This is a genomic window from Limnohabitans sp. (assembly GCF_040400975.1).
In the GTDB taxonomy this organism is placed as follows: Bacteria; Pseudomonadota; Gammaproteobacteria; order Burkholderiales; family Burkholderiaceae_C; genus Limnohabitans_A.
The window spans coordinates 1-16454 of the sequence record NZ_JBBAPF010000028.1 but is presented as its reverse complement, the minus strand read 5'-3'; the positions used below and the strand labels follow the sequence as shown (position 1 = coordinate 16454).

The 16454-nt window shown below is 57.8% G+C and carries 16 protein-coding genes; 3 read left to right on the top strand and 13 right to left on the bottom strand.

The annotated features are described in order from the left end of the window. Positions 1 to 24: 24 nt before the first annotated feature. A complete protein-coding gene (gene hemN, locus ABWQ00_RS13610; RefSeq protein WP_353239212.1) occupies positions 25 to 1407 on the bottom strand; it encodes an oxygen-independent coproporphyrinogen III oxidase in 1383 nt (460 codons plus the stop codon). A gap of 208 nt (positions 1408 to 1615) precedes the next feature. Between hemN and fnr the strand changes: the two genes are divergently transcribed. Further along, positions 1616 to 2335 carry a fumarate/nitrate reduction transcriptional regulator Fnr gene (gene fnr, locus ABWQ00_RS13605; RefSeq protein WP_353239211.1) on the top strand — a complete coding sequence of 240 codons (720 nt, stop codon included), beginning with the start codon at positions 1616 to 1618 and terminating at the stop codon, positions 2333 to 2335. A 36-nt stretch (positions 2336 to 2371) separates the two neighbouring features. Here fnr and ABWQ00_RS13600 read toward each other — a convergent pair whose 3' ends face one another. The 8 genes from ABWQ00_RS13600 to ABWQ00_RS13565 form a co-directional block, all read right to left on the bottom strand. Beyond that, on the bottom strand, positions 2372 to 2656 hold the full coding sequence (locus ABWQ00_RS13600) for a nitrogen fixation protein FixH (protein ID WP_353239210.1): 285 nt from the start codon (positions 2654 to 2656) through the stop codon (positions 2372 to 2374). A gap of 26 nt (positions 2657 to 2682) precedes the next feature. Next, on the bottom strand, positions 2683 to 4065 hold the full coding sequence (gene ccoG / locus ABWQ00_RS13595; protein WP_353239236.1) for a cytochrome c oxidase accessory protein CcoG: 1383 nt from the start codon (positions 4063 to 4065) through the stop codon (positions 2683 to 2685). A 125-nt stretch (positions 4066 to 4190) separates the two neighbouring features. Then, complete coding sequence (ccoP, locus tag ABWQ00_RS13590; protein WP_353239209.1) at positions 4191 to 5111, bottom strand: cytochrome-c oxidase, cbb3-type subunit III; 921 nt, start codon at positions 5109 to 5111, stop codon at positions 4191 to 4193. A gap of 39 nt (positions 5112 to 5150) precedes the next feature. Continuing rightward, entirely contained in the window at positions 5151 to 5291 is a 141-nt protein-coding gene (locus ABWQ00_RS13585; RefSeq protein ID WP_353239208.1) for a cbb3-type cytochrome oxidase subunit 3, read from the bottom strand. Positions 5292 to 5300: 9 nt separating this feature from the next. Next, on the bottom strand, positions 5301 to 5927 hold the full coding sequence (ccoO, locus tag ABWQ00_RS13580) for a cytochrome-c oxidase, cbb3-type subunit II (protein ID WP_353239207.1): 627 nt from the start codon (positions 5925 to 5927) through the stop codon (positions 5301 to 5303). A 13-nt stretch (positions 5928 to 5940) separates the two neighbouring features. Further along, on the bottom strand, positions 5941 to 7380 hold the full coding sequence (gene ccoN, locus ABWQ00_RS13575; RefSeq protein ID WP_353239206.1) for a cytochrome-c oxidase, cbb3-type subunit I: 1440 nt from the start codon (positions 7378 to 7380) through the stop codon (positions 5941 to 5943). Between the two features lie 70 nt (positions 7381 to 7450). Beyond that, entirely contained in the window at positions 7451 to 7588 is a 138-nt protein-coding gene (ccoS, locus tag ABWQ00_RS13570) for a cbb3-type cytochrome oxidase assembly protein CcoS (protein WP_019428011.1), read from the bottom strand. Between the two features lie 9 nt (positions 7589 to 7597). Then, positions 7598 to 9994 (bottom strand): heavy metal translocating P-type ATPase, encoded by a 2397-nt coding sequence (locus ABWQ00_RS13565; protein WP_353239205.1) that lies wholly within the window; start codon positions 9992 to 9994, stop codon positions 7598 to 7600. Positions 9995 to 10100: 106 nt separating this feature from the next. On the opposite strand from ABWQ00_RS13565, the gene ABWQ00_RS13560 reads away from it, so the two are divergent. Further along, a complete protein-coding gene (locus ABWQ00_RS13560; RefSeq protein WP_353239204.1) occupies positions 10101 to 10544 on the top strand; it encodes a universal stress protein in 444 nt (147 codons plus the stop codon). A 39-nt stretch (positions 10545 to 10583) separates the two neighbouring features. Here ABWQ00_RS13560 and ABWQ00_RS13555 read toward each other — a convergent pair whose 3' ends face one another. The 3 genes from ABWQ00_RS13555 to ABWQ00_RS13545 form a co-directional block, all read right to left on the bottom strand. Beyond that, positions 10584 to 12149 (bottom strand): malonate--CoA ligase, encoded by a 1566-nt coding sequence (locus ABWQ00_RS13555; RefSeq protein ID WP_353239203.1) that lies wholly within the window; start codon positions 12147 to 12149, stop codon positions 10584 to 10586. Between the two features lie 62 nt (positions 12150 to 12211). Beyond that, complete coding sequence (locus ABWQ00_RS13550) at positions 12212 to 13207, bottom strand: Bug family tripartite tricarboxylate transporter substrate binding protein (RefSeq protein ID WP_353239202.1); 996 nt, start codon at positions 13205 to 13207, stop codon at positions 12212 to 12214. Positions 13208 to 13456: 249 nt separating this feature from the next. Next, on the bottom strand, positions 13457 to 14767 hold the full coding sequence (locus ABWQ00_RS13545) for a D-amino acid dehydrogenase (protein ID WP_502908141.1): 1311 nt from the start codon (positions 14765 to 14767) through the stop codon (positions 13457 to 13459). Positions 14768 to 14894: 127 nt separating this feature from the next. On the opposite strand from ABWQ00_RS13545, the gene ABWQ00_RS13540 reads away from it, so the two are divergent. Then, positions 14895 to 15362 carry an Lrp/AsnC ligand binding domain-containing protein gene (locus tag ABWQ00_RS13540; RefSeq protein WP_353239201.1) on the top strand — a complete coding sequence of 156 codons (468 nt, stop codon included), beginning with the start codon at positions 14895 to 14897 and terminating at the stop codon, positions 15360 to 15362. 68 nt (positions 15363 to 15430) lie between these two features. Here ABWQ00_RS13540 and ABWQ00_RS13535 read toward each other — a convergent pair. After that, on the bottom strand, positions 15431 to 16454 hold a 1024-nt coding region (locus tag ABWQ00_RS13535; RefSeq protein WP_353239200.1), incomplete at its 5' end, for a twin-arginine translocation pathway signal.

Genomic DNA, 16454 nt, shown 5'->3' with positions numbered 1-16454 from the left:
GGTCGAACAAGGAGGCTTGCAAGCTCAGATGATTTTGGAAAAACGGTGGCGGTTGCGATCTGCCTGAAGGTAGCGGTCAAACACCATCGCCACGCCCCGCACAAAGAACCACCCCGCTGGCGTCACCTGGATACCCGTCTCGCTCAGTTGAACTAAGCCTTGGGCTTGCAGGTCTTCAAGTTGGGACAACTCTTTGGCAAAGAGCATCTTGAAATCGACCAGCCAGGCCAAGTTGATCGACTCGAATTGCACATGGCCCTGACACATCAAGGCCATGATGACCGAGCGGCGAATCAGGTCATCGCGTGACAGTGCCACCCCCCGAACAACAGGGAACCGGCCCTGGTCCAGCGCGTCGACATACTCCTCCATCGTCTTGGCGTTCTGGCTGTAGGTGGCACCGACACGGCCAATCGAGGACACCCCCAAAGCGATCAAATCGCCATCGGCTTGGGTGCTGTAACCCTGAAAATTTCGATGCAAACGACCCTGCCGTTTGGCCACGGCCAAGGCATCGTCAGGCAATGCAAAGTGGTCCATGCCAATGTACACATATCCCGCATCGGTCAAGGCATCCAGCGAGCGCGACAGCATCGCCACTTTGGCGCCTCCCACGGGCAAGTCTTCAGCATGGATTCGCCGTTGTGGCTTGAAACGGTCCGGCAAATGCGCGTAGGCATACAGGGCAATGCGGTCAGGTCTGAGGCTTTTAACCTGCGCCAAAGTTCGGTCAAATGACGATGGGGTTTGTAAAGGCAAACCATAAATCAGGTCCACATTGACCGATTCAAAACCCAAGTGACGCGAGGCATCAACCAGCCGAAAAACTTGCTCGGCCGGTTGAATTCTGTGTACTGCTTTTTGTACAGCCAGATCAAAGTCCTGGACGCCAAAACTCAGTCGGTTAAAGCCCAACTCAGCCAGCACAGCCAAACGGCCTTCGTCCACAGTGCGCGGGTCGACTTCCACCGAATATTCGCCGCCGGGCACAAAGGCGAAGTGCGCCCGCAACATGGCCATGAGTAGGCGCAGCTCATCGTCGCTCATGAAGGTGGGCGTGCCTCCACCCAGGTGCAATTGGCTCACCGGTTGACCCAGTCCCAGATGTTGGCTGTGCAGGACCACCTCTTTCGTGAGGTACCGCAAATACGTGGCTGCCCGGTCTTTGTGTTTGGTGATGATTTTGTTGCACGCACAGTAGTAACAGAGTGATTCACAAAACGGAATGTGAACGTACAAGGACAAGGGCGACTGCTGCCCCACACGGCCGGACTGGCGTTGATGCAAAGCCTGGATGTAATCGGCCTCGCCAAAGGCCTCGACAAATCGGTCTGCGGTGGGGTAAGAGGTGTAGCGCGGGCCTGATACATCAAACCGTGTCAACAATTCAGACGAAATAACGGACATGGTTCTGCCCCTGGGTAAAAACGTGTTCCAAAGAATGTTGCGACTTTGCCTTTCAGGGCAAGCCCATGTATTGACCCAAATCAAACAATCTACCGGTTTCCAATGATTTCGGACACAGATCGGGTAGAGGCTGAACATCCGTCAATTTTTGGCTTTAAGCTCAAGCCTTGATCCAGAGCAAATTCATTTTTTTACTTTGCATAAAACCATGAATCCACAAGCCATCAAAGTCGCCTGTTCCAACTGCAACTTGCGCGAGTTGTGCATGCCCATGGGCCTGAACGACCATGACCTGAACCGACTAGACGACTTGGTCGCCGTTCGGCGAAAGGTCAAACGAGGCACCACCTTGTTCACCAACGGCGACAAGTTCACGTCTTTGTATGCGATTCGGACAGGATTCTTTAAAACCTGCCTGGCCACCGAAGACGGCCGCGATCAGGTCACGGGCTTTCAGATGGCGGGCGAGATCATTGGCCTGGACGGCATCGTGAACGACCAACACAGCTGCGACGCGATCGCCCTGGAAGACGCCGAGGTCTGTGTCATGCCCTTTGACCGGATCGAGGAAATTTCTCGCGAAGTGACTGCGCTGCAACACCATGTGCACAAGATCATGAGCCGAGAGATCGTGCGCGAACATGGTGTGATGTTGCTGTTGGGCAGCATGCGCGCTGAAGAGCGCCTGGCCGCCTTTTTACTGAACCTGGTGCAGCGTCTGCATGCGCGGGGATTTTCCCAATCCGAATTGGTCTTGCGCATGACACGCGAAGAAATCGGCAGCTACTTGGGTTTGAAACTTGAAACCGTGAGTCGAACTTTTTCAAAGTTTGTGGAAGATGGCTTGGTCGAAGTGAAACAACGCCACGTTCGCATCCTGGACACGGACGGCCTGCAGCGCTTGATCAACCACAACCCCTGCCACTGAGATACCGGCAGACTTCAAGCCCCGCACAGCTTGACATCAAGGCTTGACCGGTGGTGCTGCTGGCGCGACCGCAGCATTTGGCAATTCTCCGGTTGCGGCATGGTTGCGGCCTTGCATGGCAGGCGCATGGGTGATGCCTTGACGCTCCTGCATCGCGGAACGCGGGGTCACCGTGAGCACCGGGTCCGGGTTGGTCACGGCAATGTAGAGGGTGATGAAGCCTGCCACCACCACCACAGCGGGGCCAGCCAATACCATCCACACCAAACCAAAACGCCACCAGGGCTGACCCTCTTGTTGGACACTGCGTGCATTTTTCATGGCTGTCTTTCAAAAATGGGGGCCACTCAACGAGGGACCAGAAACACGGTTTTTTCGCTCAGTCGTCCGACCGATTGGCCATCAGGCGAGCGGGACTCGATGCGAAAGTGGATCGGGTGCGACCCTGCAGGCGCAGCGTCATAGGGCACTTGCAAACGCACGGACACCCAACGCGACTCGGTGGCGGCCACTTGCACGACATCTTCGCTGGCCAGACTGAGGCCCGGCAAGCCATCGACCTGCAGGTAGAACATCAGGTTTTCTTCCGCCGCGTTCATGATTTGCAATCGGTACACGTTTTCAATCTTGCCGCCCGCAACGATGCGGGCCATGGTGGCGCGGTCGCGCTCGATGTCCACCTTGAACGGTTCGCGCAGCCACAAAGACACGCCAACGCCAATGATGATGGCCCACAGCACAGCGGTGTAGACCAAGACACGCGGGCGGAAAATACGCCGCGCAGTTTGCGTACAGCTCCAGCCCTTGTCCATGGCGTTTTGCGTGGAAAACTTGATCAGGCCTCGCTCATAACCTACCTTGTCCATCACGTTGTCGCACACATCCACACAAGCGCCGCAGCCAATGCACTCGTACTGCAAGCCATTGCGGATGTCGATGCCGGTGGGGCAGACCTGCACGCACAAGCTGCAGTCCACACAAGCGCCCAGCCCCAGGGCTTTGGGGTCCGCCTTCTTGGAGCGGGCACCACGCGGCTCACCCCGTGCCTCGTCGTAGGTGACGATCAAAGTGTCCTTATCGAACATGGCGCTTTGAAAGCGCGCATAGGGGCACATGTATTTGCACACCTGCTCGCGCATGAAACCCGCATTGCCATAGGTGGCCAAGCTGTAGAACAGGATCCAGAAAATTTCCCAAGGGCCAAAACCCAAGGACAAGATCGACGCGGTCAACTCGCGAATCGGCGTGAAGTAGCCGACGAAACTTAAACCTGTCCACAAAGACAGCGTCAGCCAAGCGGCTTGTTTACCGCTTTTGCGCCATAGCTTGTTGAAACTCATGGGCGCTGCATCCAAACGTTGGCGGGCTGAGCGGTCGCCCTCAAACTGGCGCTCGACCCACATGAAGACTTCGCTGTATACCGTTTGTGGGCATGCAAAGCCACACCACAAACGTCCGGCAACGGCCGTGAACAAAAACAGCGACAGCGCTGAGATGACCAGCAAAGCGGTCAGGTAAATAAAGTCCTGCGGGTAAAGCACCAAACCAAAAATATAAAAGCGGCGCGCACCCAGATCAAACAAGACCGCCTGACGCTGGCCCCACTCCAGCCATGGCAAACCATAAAAAACCAGCTGCGTGATGAACACGGTCAACCAACGCCAACGCGCAAACATGCCTTGCACGCTGCGGGGGTAGATTTTTTGATGGGCTTGGTACAAAGACACCATCTCCCCTTCGACGGGTAAAGGCGCGATAGGGATGACACCGCGAGAAGATGGTTTATCGGAAGTAGACAACGTGAAAACCTTGGTTCAATTTTTGCAGCGGGAATGGCCTGCTGCAATGGGCGTCATCACTTGGTGACTTTGGCCACGGCGTTGTTGGACAAACCCCAGACATAGGATGCGAGGACATGGATCTGGCCTTCAGTCAGCTTGTCAGCTTGTGCAGGCATCTGGTTGACCTTGCCGTTGTTGATGATGTTCACGATGGCGTTCTCACCCCAGCCGTGCAACCAGATGTCGTCGGTCAGATTGGGCGCGCCCATGGCGTGGTTGCCCTTGCCGTCCATGCCATGGCAGGCAGCGCAGGCACCGTACTTGGACTTGCCCAACGAAGCGCGCAAGGAGTCGTGCGGGCTGCCCGACATGCGCAGCACATAGTGCGCCACGTTGCGCACATCTTCGGGCGTGCCCACAGCGGCGGCCATGGGTGGCATATTGCCAGCACGACCTTGCACCAAGGTCGCTTTGATCGCATCGGGCGTGCCGCCATAAAGCCAGTCGGCATCGGCCAAATTAGGAAAGCCCTTGCTGCCGCGTGCGTCAGAACCGTGGCACTGGGCGCAGTTGTTCATGAACAAGCGGTCACCGATGGCCAGGGCCTGCGGGTCTTTGGACACTTGCTCGGGCGGCATGCCCGAAAACTTGGCGTACAGAGGCGCCACTTCGGCATTGCCTTTGGCCACTTCGGCCTCGTACTGACCGGCCGAAGACCAGCCAAATTTGCCTGCGAAGTTGCCCGCACCGGGGTACATGGCCAGGTAAACGAAAGCAAAAATGATGGTGATGACAAACAAGCCCACCCACCAGCGTGGGAGCGGATTGTTCATCTCGCGCAGGTCACCGTCCCAGACGTGGCCGGTGGTGTTGTCGTTGGCGGTCATGGCCTTGGCCTTACCGCTGAACCACAACAAAAGCAGACAGGCAATGATGCTGACCAGCGTGATGCCGGCCACATACCAGTGCCAGAAATTGCTGATGAAGTCACTCATGGAAATTCCTTGCTATTGTTTTTAGTACTGGAGAACGGCTCAGTCGTCCTGGCGAAACGGCAGTTGCGCCGCCTCGTCAAAATCGGCCTGGTTGCGGCGCGACCAAGCCCACGCCACGATGCCGACAAAGCAGCAAAAGGCGAGCAAGGTCACGGCAGAGCGCATGGTGTTGATGTCCATGACGATTCCTTATTTGCGGTGGGTGCCCAGCACCTGCAGGTAGGCGATGACGGCGTCCAGCTCGGTCTTGTCTTTCACCGCTTCAGGTGCTTTGGCAATTTCTTCGTCGGTGTACGGGGCACCTAAAGTGCGCAAGCCGTTCATGTGAGCTTGGATGGAGGCAACACTGGCAGGAGTTTTCTCAAGCCACGGATAGGCCGGCATGTTGGACTCAGGAACCAGATCACGCGGATTGATCAAATGGATGCGGTGCCACTCGTCGCTGTAGCGGCCACCCACGCGGGCCAGATCAGGGCCGGTGCGCTTAGAGCCCCACTGGAAAGGACGGTCGTAGACGAATTCACCCGCCAGCGAATAGGAGCCGTAGCGCAGGGTTTCGGCGCGGAAGGGGCGAATCATTTGCGAGTGGCAGTTGTAGCAGCCTTCGCGCACATACACATCGCGCCCCACCACTTGCAGTGCGGTGTAGGGCTTGAGGCCCGGCACCGGCTCGGTGGTGGACTTTTGGAAGAACAGGGGCAGGATTTCGACCATGCCACCCACCAACAAAACCACCAGGATCAGCACGATCATCAAGAAGTTGTTGGTTTCGACTTTCTCGTGAGAAAGACCGCCTGATTTTTGGTTTTGAGCCATGTTTTATTTCTCCTCAGGCGTGTGCGAGTTCGAGATTAGGAATGCGGACTTCAACCGAACGACCGTGAGTGACCGTCTTGAAGGTGTTCCACAGCATGATCAGCATGCCGCCGAAGTACAGCAAACCACCGAGCAACCGCAACACATAGAAGGGGTACGTGGCTTTGACCGATTCAACAAAGGTGTAGGTCAGGGTGCCGTCGGCGTTGATGGCGCGCCACATCAGGCCTTGCATCACACCGGCAATCCACATGGCTGCGATGTAGATCACGATGCCGATGGTGGCGGTCCAAAAGTGGACCTCAATGGCCTTGACGCTGTACATCTGCTTTTGACCAAACAGGCGGGGAATCAGGTAGTACATGGAGCCCATGGTCACCAGACCCACCCAGCCCAGAGCACCCGAGTGCACATGGCCCACGGTCCAGTCGGTGTAGTGGCTCAGCGCGTTGACGGTCTTGATGGACATCATCGGACCTTCAAAAGTCGACATGCCGTAGAAAGACAGGGACACGATCAAAAAGCGCAGGATCGGGTCGTCGCGCAGTTTGTGCCAAGCGCCCGACAAGGTCATGATGCCGTTGATCATGCCGCCCCAGCTGGGGGCCAACAAAATGAGTGAGAAGACCATGCCGATCGACTGTGTCCAATCAGGCAATGCGGTGTAGTGCAGGTGGTGAGGTCCGGCCCACATGTAGGTGAAGATCAGCGCCCAGAAGTGCACGATCGACAGGCGGTACGAATAGACCGGACGCTCAGCCTGCTTGGGGATGAAGTAATACATCATGCCCAGGAATCCGGCTGTCAAAAAGAAGCCCACCGCGTTGTGGCCGTACCACCACTGGACCATCGCGTCTTGCACACCCGCATAAGCCGAGTACGACTTCATCATGCCCACAGGCAAGGCCGCGCTGTTGACAATGTGCAGCAATGCCACGGCGATGATGAAGGCCCCAAAGAACCAGTTGGCCACGTAGATGTGACGCACCTTGCGCGTGCCGATAGTGCCAAAGAAGACCACCGCAAAAGCCACCCAAACCAGCGTGATCAAGATGTCAATCGGCCATTCGAGCTCGGCGTACTCCTTGCCGCTGGTGAAGCCCAATGGCAAAGATATGGCCGCCAAGACGATGACCAATTGCCAGCCCCAGAACGTGAAAGCGGCCAGCTTGTCGCTGATCAGTCGCACGTTGCAGGTGCGCTGCACTACGTAATAAGCGGCCGCAAACAAGCCGCAACCACCGAACGCAAAAATCACCGCATTGGTGTGCAAGGGCCGCAAGCGCCCATAGCTGAGCCAGTAAATGCCGAAGTTGAGTTCTGGCCATGTCAACTGGGCCGCGATGATCACGCCGACCAGCATGCCCACCACACCCCAAACCACCGTCATGATGGCGAACTGCCTGACCACCTTGTCGTTGTAAGACGTTGCCTGCATATTGGCAAATTTCATTTTCACCTCTTGTTTTTAAAATCTTCAAACCGAGTGTGCACGGGCGTACATTGGCAAGACTTGATCGAAATCAATCGTCACGCAAAATCCGTTCGCCTTCGGCCTCCATGTCCTCAAATTGGCCGCGGTAGATGGCCCACCACAAACCCGCCAAGATGAAAAACACCAAGGCCACCGACAAGGGGATCAACAAATACAGGATGTCCATGTTGTTTTCTCAAGTGGATGGATGGGCTGAATCCGGTGTAGGCAGCACTTCGGGCAAGGCCTTGGACAGGCGCAACGCATTGAGCACAACCCCCAGTGAACTGAGTGCCATGCCCAAACCCGCCGCCCATGCGGGCAACCAGCCCACGACTGCCAGCGGCACACATGCAGCGTTGTAAATGACCGACCACCAGAGGTTTTGACGGACGATGCGCAGAGTCTGGCGACTGCGCTGCAACGTACTGACCAGCACGTCGAGTTGTCCACCCATCAGCACAAAGTCTGATTTGGACTGCGCCAATGGAACGGCTTGACCTAAGGCAAAAGACACATCGGCCCCAGCCAAAACCGGACCATCGTTCAAGCCATCGCCCACCATGGCCACTTTGTGACCTTGGGCTTGCAAGGCCTGCAGTGCTTTCAGTTTGTGTTGGGGGCTGCAGCCGCCTTGTGCATCCGAAATGCCCACCGCTTGCGCCACTTGGTTCACTGCGGCTTGGCCATCGCCAGACAACACTTTCAAGCGCAACCCCAGCTGGTTCAATTGATGCACCACGCGCGCAGCCTCGGGTCTGACCTTTTCGGCAAGTTCAAAACTGGCCATCCAACCCGACGCGTCAGCCAAGCTGACTTGCAAGTGGTGACTAGCGCGAGGCGGTGCGGCGCAAAAAGCGGCAGAGCCCAAGCGAAACAGCATGTCATCTTGCCCTGGGCTCTTCAAAGCGCCTTGGACGCCCTGCCCTGCTTGTTCACTCACCTCGTGCGCCGTCAGCCCCTCTAGGGCAGGCAATCGGCCTTCGGCTTCAGCTTGACGTCGGGCCCTAGACCACAAGGCCCGCGAGACTGGGTGCAAGGAATGGCGCGCCAGGCTCCCTGCCCATTCCAGCGCCTGTGCCTCGCTCACACCGCTGCGAGTGTGGATGCGAACCACTTCAAATGCATCGCGCGTCAAGGTGCCTGTCTTGTCAAAAATCACGGTGTCGATGCCCGCCAGATTTTGCAAAGCGCTGAGCCGACGCACCAACACACCGCTGCGAGCAATTGCCCCAGCCGTGGCCAACATGGCTGCAGGCGTGGCCAGCGACAGTGCACAAGGACAGGTCACGATCAAAACCGCCACCGCCACCATCACGGCATGGGCGGGGTCGGTGGGCCACCAAAAAGCGGCAGCGCCGAATGCTGCCAACATGACGGCCAGCAAAAAAGGTTTGGCCCAACGGTCCACCATCAAGGCCATGGCCGGTTTCGACACGGCTGCACTTTCCATCAAGGACACGATTTGTGCGTAGCGCGTGGATGCGCCAATTTGCTCGATCTCCACCTGCAAGGTGCCGCTCAGGTTGTGGCTGCCAGCGATCACACGGTCACCCGCTTTCCGAGGCAAGGGCCGAGATTCGCCGGTCAGCAAGGCTTCGTCAACTTGGGCCAGGCCGCTCAGCACCAAGCCATCCGCTGCAAAGGCCTCACCAGGCAAGACTTCAATCACATCGCCCACTTGCAGACGCCGCACCGACATGAGCACCCAGCTGCCGTCGGGCTGACGCTTGCGAACGCTTTCAGGCAGTCGGTTCAATACCGCTTCCAAGGCGCCTGCTGTGCGGTCGCGCATGCGCAACTCCAGCCAACGGCCGGTCAGCAAAAAGAAAACGAACATGGTGAAGGAGTCGAAAAACACCTCTGCACCAAATGGCCCGTGAGGCTCAAATGTGCCCAGGGTGCTCACCACAAAGGTCACCACCATGCCCAGGGCTACAGGCAAGTCCATGCTGATCTGTCGATCACGCAAATCGCGCCAAGCATTTTTCAAAAAAGGGGCGCAAGAGAAAAAAATCACTGGCAAAGACAGGACCCAAGACGCCCAACGCAGCAAATGCATGGACTCGGGGGCAATGTCACCCGGATCACTCAGGTACGCCGGAGTCGCGTACATCATGACTTGCATCATGCACATGGCTGACACCGACCAACGCCAGACCATGCGCCGTGCCTCGTCGCTTCGCAACGCGTGGGCATGCGCGTCGTTGGCAGGCAAGGCTTTGTAGCCATAGCGATCAACCGAGCGCATCCACTCTGAGGGACGGGTCAGCTCAGATGACCAAACAATTTGCCCCCGGTGGCTGGCACCGCTGATTTGCACCGACAGCACGCCGGGCACGGCTCGCAATGCATCTTCGAGCGTGATCGCACAAGCTGCGCAATGCATGCCTTCAAACACGACACTCGACGTCCAGGTATCCGGTTCACTTGGGTTCAATAAACTGAATGCAGCCCACTCCTCGGGTGTGTCCAGCAATTGCAAACGAGCGTCCGCGTCTGATTCTGCGACTGGCGTTGAATGCGTCCATGGAACGCCCTTTGCCTCAGCGCCGTGCGAAGGAAGGCCTGCAAAAACATTGACTTGTGTCATGTTTCAAAGATATGCCAACCGACCCATTCAAAGCTTGATGTGCATCAAGCGGCTGCGTTTACGGCTCTTTTATGCTGGGGTTTTCTTTTCACACCAGGAGCCAACCATGTACCAACGCATCCTTGTCGCCACCGATGGCTCGGCATTGTCCAAAAAAGCCGTGGCCAGCGCCATTCAATTGGCATCCACCTGCGACGCTGAGTTGATTGCGCTCAAAGTGGTCCCACGCTACCCGCAGGCTTACTTCGAAGGCAGCATCCCCTTGTCTGTCGAGGAAATTTCGCGCGTCGAAAAGCAATGGACAGAGGCCGCTCAGGCCCAATTGGCCACGGTGGAAAAATCGGCCAAAGTCAAAAGCGTCCAGATCAAGTCGCTGGTGATCAAGTCGGATGTGGTGTCGGACGCCATCATTGCCGCTGCCAAAAAGCAGCACGCGGATTTGATCGTGATGGCCTCACATGGCCGCAAGGGCATCAAACGCTTGCTGTTAGGAAGTGAAACACAACAAGTTCTGACGCATTCTCACGTGCCTGTGTTGGTCTTGCGCTAAGGCGCAGGGGTGGGGGCGGACAGCTCAAGCTGTCCTGTATCAGGATGCGAAAAGACCCTTGTATTGATCACGCAACAGGTTTTTTTGCACCTTGCCCATGGTGTTGCGCGGTAACTCGGGCACCACAAAGCAGCGCTTGGGGATCTTGAAATTCGCCAGCTTGGCCTTGAGTTCGGCCAGAACCGAGTCGGGCTGCACGGATGCGCCCGGCTTGAGCGTGACCACGGCCACCCCCACCTCACCAAAGTCGGGGTGCGGCACGCCCACCACGGCGCTTTCAGCCACGCCCTTCATGTCGTTGATGTAGCCTTCGATCTCGGCCGGGTAAACGTTGTAACCGCCGCTGATGATCAGGTCTTTGCTGCGGCCCACGATGGTCACATAGCCACGCTCATCCACTTTGCCGACATCGCCCGTCTTAAAAAAGCCGTCAGCGGTGAACTCTTCGGCCGTTTTTTCGGGCATGCGCCAATAGCCCTTGAACACGTTCGGCCCCTTGACCTGAATGGCCCCGATCTCACCCACGGGCAGCGGCTTCCCGTCGTCCCCCTGAACACGCAGGTCAACACCGGGCAAAGGAAAACCGACGGTACCGCCGCGACGCTCAGATTGCTTGGCGTAACGCTTGTCTGGCGCATAGGGGTTGGAGGTCAACATGGCGGTTTCGCTCATGCCGTAGCGCTCCAAAATGGTGTGGCCCGTGCGCTCTTGCCACTCGGTGAAAGTCTCGATCAGCAATGGCGCCGACCCGGCCACAAACAAACGCATGTTTTGAACAGCTGACTGGGTCAAAGAAGGTTCAGCCAACATGCGCACATACAGCGTAGGCACGCCCATGAACACAGTGGCTTGGCTCATGTAGCCAATGGCGCGCTTGGGGTCGAACTTGGCCATCCAGATCATCTTGCTGCCGTTGATCAGGGCGCCATGGATGGCCACAAACAAACCATGCACATGGAAGATGGGCAAGGCATGGATGAGCACATCCCCCTGGCCTGTAGGCCCTCCGGTTGACGTCCAGCCCCAGTAGTCCTTGAGTGTCAGCGCGTTGCTGAGCATGTTGCCGTGGGTGAGCATGGCCCCCTTGCTGCGCCCGGTGGTACCACTGGTGTACAAAATGGCCGCCAAATCGTCTGCATGGCGTTGGGCAGGGGTGTGCCGGTCACTTTGCAAGGCCGCGCGGTCAAGCAAACTACCGGTTCGGTCTTCGTTCAGGGTAAAGACATGCTGCGTCCCCGCCTTAAAGGCGATCTTGCTGACCCAACCAAAATTGGCACCACTGCACACCACCACAGCAGGCTCAGCATTGCCAATGAAGTACTCGATTTCAGCGCTTTGGTAAGCGGTGTTCAAGGGCAAAAAAACATAACCCGCACGCAAGGTGGCCAAGTACAAAATCAAGGCTTCGACGGATTTTTCGACCTGCACAGCCACCCGGCTGCCCTCTGGCAAGTCAAGGGATTGAAGCAAGTTGGCCACCATCGCGGTGGACCGCTCCAAATCCAGCCAACTGTATTCAAGACCTTCATCGGTCTGCACCGCCACCGTTTTCAGATCAGATGGAAACGATGCCCTGAGGGCAGAAAACAGATTCTCTTGGGTCATGGTGGCAAAAATCAAACGTGAAAAAGGGCCTGATCACAGGCCCGGAGAAGTCAGCCCCAAGCTCAATCGAGTTTGGCGCCCGATGCCTTCACCACTTGGGACCACTTGGCCAATTCTTTTTTGATGAAAGCTTCGAACTGAGCGCCCGTGAGGTTGGGGAATTCAGCGCCTTGGTTGGCCCACACGGCTTTGGCTTCGTCGGTCTGGCAAGCACGGCGGAACTCTTCGATCGCTTTGGCCTGTGCGTCTGGGGTGGTGCCTCTGGGGGCCCACACGCCATACCAAGTGGAGACCGTGTAATCAGGCAAGCCCAACTCGCTGGAGCACGGCACATCGGGAAATGCTGCATTGCGCTTGGTGCCCGAGACCATCAAGGCCTTGATCCGCCCACCCTTGATGTGAGCTGCCGAGGACCCGAGTCCATCGAACATCATGTCCACGTTGCCCGCAATCAGGTCTTGCAATGCGGGGCCTGCGCCACGGTAAGGGATATGGGTGATGAAGGTTTTGGTTTGAAGCTTGAACAACTCACCGGCCAAATGGTGCGAAGTGCCGCTGCCCGCTGAACCGTAATTCAAACGGCCAGGGTTCTTTTTGAGCATTTCCAAGAAAGACTTGAAGTCATTGGCCGTGATTTTCTTGGGGTTGACCACCAGCACTTGGGGGACGGCCGCCACTTGGATCAAGGGGATCAGGTCACGTTCCAAGTCGTAATCCAGGCGTGGGTACATGCTGGGTGCGATGGTGTGGTGCACTGCCCCCATGAGGTAGTTGTATCCGTCCGGGGCAGCCTTGGCAGCGATGCCAGCGCCCAAAGTACCGCCCGCGCCACCGCGGTTGTCAATGATCATTTGCCGGCCGGTGAGCTTGGCAAATGCGGCAGACATCGGACGCGCAAATGCGTCGGTGCCCCCGCCTGCGGGAAAAGGAACAATCATGTTGACCGGCTTGGTCGGCCAAGCGCCTTGGGCTTGAGCCCACATGGGCAGGGAACCGCCGACGACTGAGACGACTTTCAAAAAATCGCGTCGTTGGCGCAAAGTGATGTTTGTTTTCATGGGGAGTCTCCTGATGATGGTAGGCGCATCATAAAGACTGGAACACAACCCAAATGAATCAAGGTGTTTAGCCAGACCTAGGGTTTTCCAGAGGATTGGCCGTCATGGGACACCTGAGTAATGAACCAAAATCAACCAAGTGCGTCACAGAGATGTTCATCAAGTAAGAAGCTCTCGGGAATGCCCATTGCCTGCGAAGCGCAGTGGAATGGCTGCAAGTGGCAGCGCACCACTTAAGTCCAACCCTTCTCAGGCTGCCGCCAGCCGACCCGGGCGGCTTGTGGCCCCCCGTGCACCGTAGCGACTCATGTCAAGCCCTTCGGTGCGGATGGCCGGCTGGCGACCTGAGATCACATCGGCCAACAGTTGTGCACTGCCGCAGGCCATGGTCCAGCCCAGTGTGCCGTGACCCGTGTTGAGGTAAAGCCCGTTCAGCGGCGTTGCCCCTACCAGGGGTGTGCCGTCAGGCGTCATGGGGCGCAAGCCGGTCCAGAACTGGGCCTGAGTCAGGTCACCACCCGGAAAGAGTTCACGCGTCACTTTTTCGAGCGTGGCGCGGCGACGCGGATTCAGGCGCAGATCAAAGCCCGCCAGCTCGGCCATGCCACCCACACGCAGGCGATCACCCAATCGGGTCAGCGCAATCTTGTAAGTCTCGTCCAGCACGGTGGACTGCGGTGCCAGCGAAGCATCCGACAGCGGCATGGTGAGCGAATAGCCTTTGACCGGATACACCGGAATGTCCAGGCCCAGCGGCTGCAGCAAGTCACGCGAATAGCTGCCTGCGGCCAACACCACCGCATCGGCTTGCAGCTGCTCGCCTGGTACCCCGTTCGCACAGCTCAGTTGAAGCCCTGTGACGCGATCACCCTCGCGCACCAAAGACTGCACCGTGCAAGACATGCGCAGTTTCAAGCCCAGAGCGCTGGCGCGCTGCGCTAACTGGCGGGTGAACAAATGGCAGTCCCCGGTTTCATCGTTGGGCAGCCGCAAACCACCGCTGATCGGCACCCGCGCCTTGGCCAGCGCAGGCTCTGCACGGCCGACCCCGGCCGCGTCAAGCAGCTCATAGGGAACGCCGCATTCCTGCAACACGGCCACATCCCGGGCCGCAGCGTCCAGCTGGGCCTGGCTGCGAAACAGCTGCAAGGTACCCTGGCTGCGGGCGTCGTAGTCCATGCCGGTTTCGGCACGCCAGGTCCGCAAACAGTCGCGGCTGTACTCGGACAAGCGCATCATGCGCTCCTTGTTGACCGCATAGCGGTCGGCTGAGCAGTTGGCCAGCATGTCCGCCATCCAGCGCCACTGGAACAGGCTGCCATCTGGGCGAAATGCCAACGGCGCATGGGTCTGAAACAGCCATTTCAGGGCTTTGAGCGGGATGCCCGGTGCCGCCCAGGGCGTGGAATAGCCCGGCGAGACCTGACCCGCATTGGCAAAACTGGTCTCCTGCGCCACATCAGGCTGCCTGTCCACCAAGGTCACATCGGCCCCTTGGCGCAACAGCGCCCACGCCGTGCTCACCCCGATCACCCCACCACCCAGTACCACCACTTTCATGTCAGCCTCGCTATTGACTTGAGATTCAGTGATGTTATGGATTCGATGCAGGATTTTTTTCTGAAATAGTGTTTAATTACGGGAATTTCAACTGACCAAACGGCCCTACTCAGGCCTTGACCGCACAATGTCTGACCCAGACCGCATTGACCTCAAAATCCTCGATCTGCTGCAACGCAATGGCCGCATGTCGGTCACAGAAGTGGGGGAACAAGTTGGCCTTTCGACGTCCCCTTGCTCTGAGCGCATCAAAAGGCTCGAGAGGCAAGGTCTGATCACCGGCTACCACGCCCGGGTGGATGCCGCAGCTTTGGGCAAGCCTTTGCTGGTTTTCATCGAAATCACGCTGTCGCAAAAATCACCGCAGGTGTTTGAGACCGTTCGGCGCGAGGTGGGCCTGATGCCAGAAGTACTTGAATGCCACTTGGTCTCGGGCAGCTTCGATTACCTGGTGAAGGCCCGACTGCGCGCGATGAACGACTACCGGGAGTTGCTGGGCACCATCCTCGACAAGATTCCGGTACCCGCACAGTCCAACAGCTATGTGGTGATGGAAGAAATCAAGGAAAGCACAGTCTTGGCACTGGACCGCTGAGCCAGCTCCAAAAACTGGGGCTCAGGCTAAACGGCGAGTCCTCCAGCCACACCTGCTTTGCGCAATCCTCAATCGGTCAATTCGAGCACAGTGGTATGACCCTGGGCCATGGGCCAGGTCAAACCCACGATTTTTTCGCCATTGAAGCTTGCGCCCACGCTGCGCTGCGTGCTGTCTTTCAGGCGCAAACGGCTGGAAGCTACACCGGCGCCGGGCGGCACGCCTGGCAAGCTGCTTTGCCCATCCAGGCTCATAGCGTCGCGCCCCGGATCGAAATACCCACGGGGCCGCGTGAAGCTGAGCACCGCCTGCGCTGCCCGGTCGGCGTCACTCGCACGCTCTGGCCGCATGTTCAGCCACTGGCTCGATCTGGGCAATGGGCTGCGGTAAATGTGCGTGGTGGCGTAACCAGCCGCCTGGATCATGAATTCATAGGTCGTGTCGCCTCGCCCCCGAAAAGGCCCCCACTGGCCATCAGCCCCGGTGGTTTGGACATGGACCGCAGGCCCTCGGCGCTGGCCCGTGGCCGGGTCGGTGGCAAAAATCTCCATGCGAGCGCCGCGCAAAGGCAGGTTGTTGACGAAATTGCCGCTGCCCGAATCCATCGGGTCCAGACCCAAGCCCACCAATTTGCCGTTCAGCACCACCTCGTTCTGCCGAACCACACGAGAGCTGGGCGCTTGCCCGGTGATGAAGCGGTATGTGGCCTCAAAGGCGGCTTGAGAGTAAGACGTTTCTCGGTGGTCAATTTTGGGAATGACCACGTTGGTGGCCCCTTTGAGTTCAGGACCATCGAAGCCCACCATCGTGGGTCTGCCCTTCATGCCCAGCCAAAGACCATCGGGCTGCGCAAATTTATCGTTGTTGTCCGAACGGATGGTCATCCAGCGTGTGGGGCCACAGACCTCATCGCCTTGGGCATTTTTGGGGGCATTGAGTTGCTGGAGGAACGGGCCTGTGCCTGAAAATTCATTGGCCTCATTCAGGCCGGGAATGGCCTGCACCCCATGGTTAGGCGTGCCACCCAACACAGCGTGACTGACCACGGTGGCACCTCCACCATTGCAAAGGAAGGTGCGAATCGCATTGCCG